5 protein-coding genes are annotated in these 5454 nt (G+C 71.6%); 4 read left to right on the plus strand and 1 reads right to left on the minus strand.

Annotated elements, in window-relative coordinates:
- The coding region (locus tag KGQ19_RS47175; protein WP_212021925.1) for a TetR/AcrR family transcriptional regulator at positions 1–587 on the minus strand (587 nt) is incomplete at its 3' end.
- A gap of 134 nt (positions 588–721) precedes the next feature.
- Between KGQ19_RS47175 and KGQ19_RS47180 the strand changes: the two genes are divergently transcribed.
- The 4 genes from KGQ19_RS47180 to KGQ19_RS47195 form a co-directional block, all read left to right on the plus strand.
- A complete protein-coding gene (locus KGQ19_RS47180; protein WP_413562520.1) occupies positions 722–1507 on the plus strand; it encodes a response regulator transcription factor in 786 nt (261 codons plus the stop codon).
- 8 nt (positions 1508–1515) lie between these two features.
- A complete protein-coding gene (locus KGQ19_RS47185) occupies positions 1516–2946 on the plus strand; it encodes a HAMP domain-containing sensor histidine kinase (RefSeq protein ID WP_212021926.1) in 1431 nt (476 codons plus the stop codon).
- 240 nt (positions 2947–3186) lie between these two features.
- Positions 3187–4473: a bifunctional glycosyltransferase family 2/GtrA family protein gene (locus KGQ19_RS47190; protein ID WP_212021928.1), complete on the plus strand. Its 1287-nt coding sequence runs from the start codon at positions 3187–3189 to the stop codon at positions 4471–4473.
- The coding region (locus tag KGQ19_RS47195) for an ArnT family glycosyltransferase (protein ID WP_212021937.1) at positions 4470–5454 on the plus strand (985 nt) is incomplete at its 3' end. The genes KGQ19_RS47190 and KGQ19_RS47195, both read left to right, overlap by 4 nt.

The raw sequence follows: 5454 nt of genomic DNA on the forward strand, positions 1-5454 counted from the left end.
GGCTCCGGGTGGGCCATCCCGTCGGTCAGGACTCTCGCCCAGCGCGGGGCCGGGGTGCCGTCGCCGGCCGCGTCGGTCAGACCGGTGGCGACGATGAGGTGGCAGAGCTGGCCGTAGGCCACGAACTGCTGCGCGGCCTGATCCGAGGCCCCGGCGCGCTCCTGGAGGAGGGTGATCATCCGCTCCAGTCCGCGCCGGGTGGTGGCGGCGATCTCCGGGACGTCGACGGCGCTGAGCGCGTGTACTTGCAGCATCAGCAGGTCGCGGTCGGAGATCAGCTGCGCGTAGGCGTCGCCCATCGCCGCGAGCACGGCCTCGGGGTCCTCGCCGGGCCTGGCGTCGGCGACCGCGCCCACCGTGGTCAGGATCCGCTCGTGGCAGTGCTCCAGCGCGGCCAGGAACAGGCCGAGCTTCCCGTCGAAGAGCCGGAACACGTACGCCGGCGAGATGCCCGCCGCCTCGGCCACGTCGGCGACCGGGGTGGCGTGGTACCCGCCGCGGGCGAAGACCTTCACCGCCTGCGTGGTGATGAACGCCCGGCGCGCCTCCGCGGTGGAGCGGAACGGGCTGGGTTCGGGGTTCGTCATGGCCGCCTCCATTGTGATTGACCAGTCACAAACTATGTGACTACTCACTCACATGTCAACTCCACGGCAAGCTCTAAGATTTCTCCTGACGGATTCTCAGACGTTCCTCATCAGCCCCACGGATAGTGGTCGCCGTGAGCTCTCCCACGCCTTTTCTCGCAGGTCCCGCCACGTCCGCGGGCGCTGCGGCCACCTCGGAGATCCTGATCGTCGACGACGAGCCCGGCATCCGCGCGGTGCTCGCGTCGAGCCTGGAGTTCGAGGGTTACGCCGTCCGCACCGCCGCCGACGGCCGCGCCGCGCTGACCGAGGTCGAGCGGACCCGGCCGGACCTGGTCGTGCTCGACGTGCTGATGCCCGGCATGGACGGGCTCACCGCCTGCCGCCGGCTGCGCTCGGCCGACCCGACCCTGCCGGTGCTGATGCTCACCGCGCGCGACCTGACCGGGGACCGGGTGGCCGGCCTGGACGCCGGCGCCGACGACTACCTGGCCAAGCCCTTCGAACTGGACGAGTTGCTGGCCCGGGTCCGGGCCCTGCTCCGGCGCGGTGCGCTGAGCACCGAGGGCACCGAGCCCGGCGGTGCCGCGGCCGCCCACGACGAGCACGTCCTGGAGTACGAAGACGTGCGTATGGACACCCTGACCCGCGAGGTCACCCGGGCCGGCCAGCTCATCGAACTCACCCGGACGGAGTACCTGCTGCTGGAGATGTTCCTGTCGCACCCGCGGCAGGCGCTGACCCGCGAGCAGATCCTGCGCGCGGTGTGGGGCTTCGACTTCGAACCCGCCTCGAACTCCCTGGACGTGTACGTCATGTACGTGCGCAAGAAGACCGAGTTCGACGGCCTGCCGCGGCTGATCCAGACCGTGCGCGGCGTCGGCTACGCGCTGCGCACCGCCTCCGGCGGGCGGCGATGAGACGGCGGATGCCGCTGCGGTCCCGGTTGGCGATCATGAGCGCGCTGGCCGTCGCGATCGCGATAGGCGCGGTGGCGCTCGTCTCGTACGTCGCCGTGCGGGACCGGCTCCACGAGCAGATGGACAAGTCGATCGCCGGCACCGGCGGGCCGGTAGGCGGCCAGTACTGGCGCGACCTGCGCGGCGACCGGGCCGGGGCCGCTTCGCCCTGCGGCCCCCAGCACCCGGCGAACCCGCCGAACCCGCCGTCGAACCCCAATAACGAGTACCACTCGCCGGCGCTGGTCAGCATCACCTACTACGACGGCGCCAGCACCTGTGCCCTGCCCGGATCCACCCAGGTGACGGGCCAGCCGAGCGACCTGCAGATAGCCGGTCAGGCACCGGACACCGCGGGGATATGGCGCGACGGGGTCACCAAGGAGACCGGCGAGAAGGTGCGGATCGAGGTCGTGCCGGCCCCCACCGGCTCCGGAGTGTTCCTGAAATCCCAGCCCTACCAGCCCATCGACGACTCGCTGAGCAGCCTGGCCTGGCTGCTGTTCGTGGTGTCGCTGATCGGGATCGGCGGCGCGGTCACCGCCGGCCTGCTGGTCGCGCGCGCCGCGCTGCGTCCGGTGGACGTGCTGACCGAGGCCGTGGAGCATGTGGCCCGCACCGAGGACCTGTCGGTCCGGATGCCGGTGGCCGGCCACGACGAGATCGCCCGGCTCTCAGAGTCCTTCAACGCCATGACCGCGGCCCTGCAATCGTCCCGGGACGAGCAGAAACGCCTGGTCGACGACGCCGGCCACGAGTTGCGCACCCCGCTGACCTCGCTGCGCACGACCATAGACCTGCTGATCCGCTCCGAGGAGTCCGGCCGGCCGCTGCCCGAGGGCAAGCGCACCGAACTGCTCACCGGCGCGCGCACCCAGATGCGGGAACTGACGATGCTGATAGCCGACCTGCTGGAGCTGTCCCGGCCCGAGCAGTCCTCGCCGGTCACCGCACCGGTGGCGCTGCACGAGGTGACGGCGCGCGCCGTCGAGCGCGTCCGGCCGCGCGGGGTGGCCCGCGAGACCCCGGTGACGATCAGCGAGGATCTGCGGCCGTGGACCACCCACGGCGACGGCGCCGCGCTGGAGCGCGCCGTGGTGAACCTGCTGGACAACGCGGTGAAGTTCGCGCCGCCGGGGTCGAACGTGGAGGTGCGGCTGGCCAACGGCGCGCTGACCGTCCGCGACCGCGGCCCCGGCATCGCGCCGGAGGAACTGCCGCACGTCTTCGAGCGCTTCTGGCGCTCCCCCACGGCCCGGGCGATGCCGGGCAGCGGGCTGGGGCTGGCGATCGCGGCGCGGGCCGCCCGCGAGTCCGGCGGCGCGATCATGTTCGAGCGGCCGCACGACGGCCCGGGGACGGTCGCCCGGCTGCTCCTGCCCGGCACCGCTGAGGCCTGAGAGCGTGCGCGGATCGCATCTACCCCTTGTGATCACAGACCGCTGTCGATTGAGTCTGATCCCGTGACCACCACGACCAGATCCCGGCCGCGCCGCCGGGATCTGGTCGTCCCGCGTCCGCCTCAAGATCTCAGCTTTGTCAACAGACGCTCATATGTTCCACCAGCCCCGCGACCATTCTCATGTCCGTTTCATCGAAGCCTCATTCCCCTCCCACGCCGCCCCGAGAGCGTCAGGGTCATGAACGCAACCGCTCTCACCGACCGCGAACCGCCGGACGCCGGCACCGGGGCGGCGGGTGGGCCGCGCAGACGGCTGGTCGAGGTCGTGGTGCCCGTCTACAACGAGCAGCACGTCCTGGAGGCCAGCGTGCGCAGACTGCACCGCTATCTCGCCGAGAACCTGCCCTACCCCTTCCGGATCACCGTGGCCGACAACGCCTCGACCGACGGCACCTGGGCGGTCGCGGCGCGGCTGTCGCGGGAGTTGAGCGGGGTGCGCGCCGTGCATCTGGACCTGAAGGGGCGCGGCCGCGCGCTGCGTGCCGTGTGGTCCACCTCCGACGCCGACGTCGTGTCCTACATGGACGTCGACCTGTCCACCGACCTGAACGCCTTCCTGCCGCTGGTGGCCCCACTGCTCAGCGGCCACTCGGACCTGGCCATCGGCTCGCGGCTGGCCCGCGGCAGCGCGGTGGCGCGCGGTCCCAAGCGGGAGTTCATCTCGCGCACCTACAACTTCCTGCTGCGCACCACGATGGCGGCCCGCTTCTCCGACGCGCAGTGCGGGTTCAAGGCGGCCAAGACCGAGGTGGTGCAGGCGCTGCTGCCGCGGGTGCAGGACGAGGAGTGGTTCTTCGACACCGAACTGCTGCTGCTCGCCGAGCGCTCGGGGCTGCGGATCCACGAAGTGCCGGTGGACTGGATCGACGACCCGGACTCCCGGGTGGACATCGTGAAGACCGCCAAGGCCGACCTGCGCGGGATGTGGCGGGTCGCGAAGGCCTCGCTGCGGTCCTCCTCCGGCGCACCGGTCCGGGCCCGGGTGCTGGCCGCCGACCCGCCGCCCGGACTGAAGTGGCAGATCCCGGTCTTCGCGACCATCGGGGTGCTGTCCACGCTGGCGTATCTGCTCCTTTACGTGCTGCTGCGCGCGCCGATGGGGGCCTTCGCGGCGAACGCCGTCGCGCTGGCCGTCACCGCGGTCGCGAACACGGCCGCCAACCGGCGCTTCACGTTCGGCGTCACCGGCAGCCGGAACGCGCTGCGCGACCAGATCGGCGGCCTGGTCGCCTTCGGTATCGGCCTGGTGTTGTCCACCGGGACGCTGGCCGGGGTGCACGCCGCCGTGCACCATCCCTCGCGCACCACGGAACTGGCCGCGCTGATCGTCGCCAACGGGCTGTCGACGCTGGCCCGGTTCGTGTTGCTCCGCGCCTGGGTCTTCCACCCCAGGCACCACCCCTCCCCTTCCGCCGATCACGAGATCCAAGTCCCGGCGGCTCAGACCTCTGGAGAGCTGTCATGAGCACCCTGTCCCCGACGTCAGACGTCGTTTATGAGATCGGACCGCCGTCGGACTCGACGGCGGCCGGCGGCACCGGACGCTTCACGCGCTTCTGGCGCGGCCCGGAGTCCGACCCGCGCTGGGCCCGGCCCGGCCTGCTCGGTCTGCTGGTGGCCGCGGCGGTCCTGTACCTGTGGGACCTGTCAGCCTCCGGCTGGGCCAACTCCTTCTACGCCGCGGCGGTCCAGGCCGGCACCAAGAGCTGGAAGGCGATGCTGTTCGGGTCGCTGGACGCCGGCAACTCGATCACCGTGGACAAGCCGCCGGCCTCACTGTGGATCATGGAGATCTCCGGCCGGATCTTCGGCTTCAGCTCCTGGTCCATGCTGGTCCCGCAGGCGCTGATGGGCGTCGCGACGTGCGGCGTGGTCTACACGGCGGTCAAGCGGGTGCTGACCCGGACCCGGGGCGCGGCCACCGGTGCGGCCTTCGGGCTGCTCGCGGCGGCCGCCCTGATGGTCACCCCGGTCGCGGTGCTGATGTTCAAGTTCAACAACCCGGACGCGCTGCTGGTCCTGCTGATGACGCTGTCCGTCTACTCGGTGGTGCGCGCGCAGGAGAACGGCAGCACCCGCTGGCTGCTGCTGGCCGGGACGCTGATCGGCTTCGCGTTCCTCACCAAGACGTTGCAGGCGTTCCTGATCCTGCCCGCGCTGACCGCGGTCTACCTGGCCGTTGGGCCGGGCAAGTTCCTGCGCCGGCTGTGGCAGATCGGGGCGGCCGGGCTGGCCATCGTGGTGAGCGCCGGCTGGTGGGTGGCGATCATGCAGCTGACGCCGGCGGGTTCGCGTCCTTACGTCGGCGGCTCGCAGGACAACAGCTTCTGGAACCTGACCTTCGGCTACAACGGCTTCGGCCGGCTGACCGGCAACGAGACCGGGAGCGTCGGCGGACCCGGCGGCGGCGGGGCGGCGGCGGGCGGCGCGGCAGGCGGCGCCGGGC

The sequence above is a fragment of the Catenulispora pinistramenti genome (assembly GCF_018274385.1).
In the GTDB taxonomy this organism is placed as follows: domain Bacteria; phylum Actinomycetota; class Actinomycetes; order Streptomycetales; family Catenulisporaceae; genus Catenulispora; species Catenulispora pinistramenti.

Coding starts and splice junctions, on each gene's coding strand:
- KGQ19_RS47190 (WP_212021928.1), top strand. CDS start 3,187: ATGAACGCAACCGCTCTCACCGACCGCGAACCGCCGGACGCCGGCACC.
- KGQ19_RS47185 (WP_212021926.1), top strand. CDS start 1,516: ATGCCGCTGCGGTCCCGGTTGGCGATCATGAGCGCGCTGGCCGTCGCG.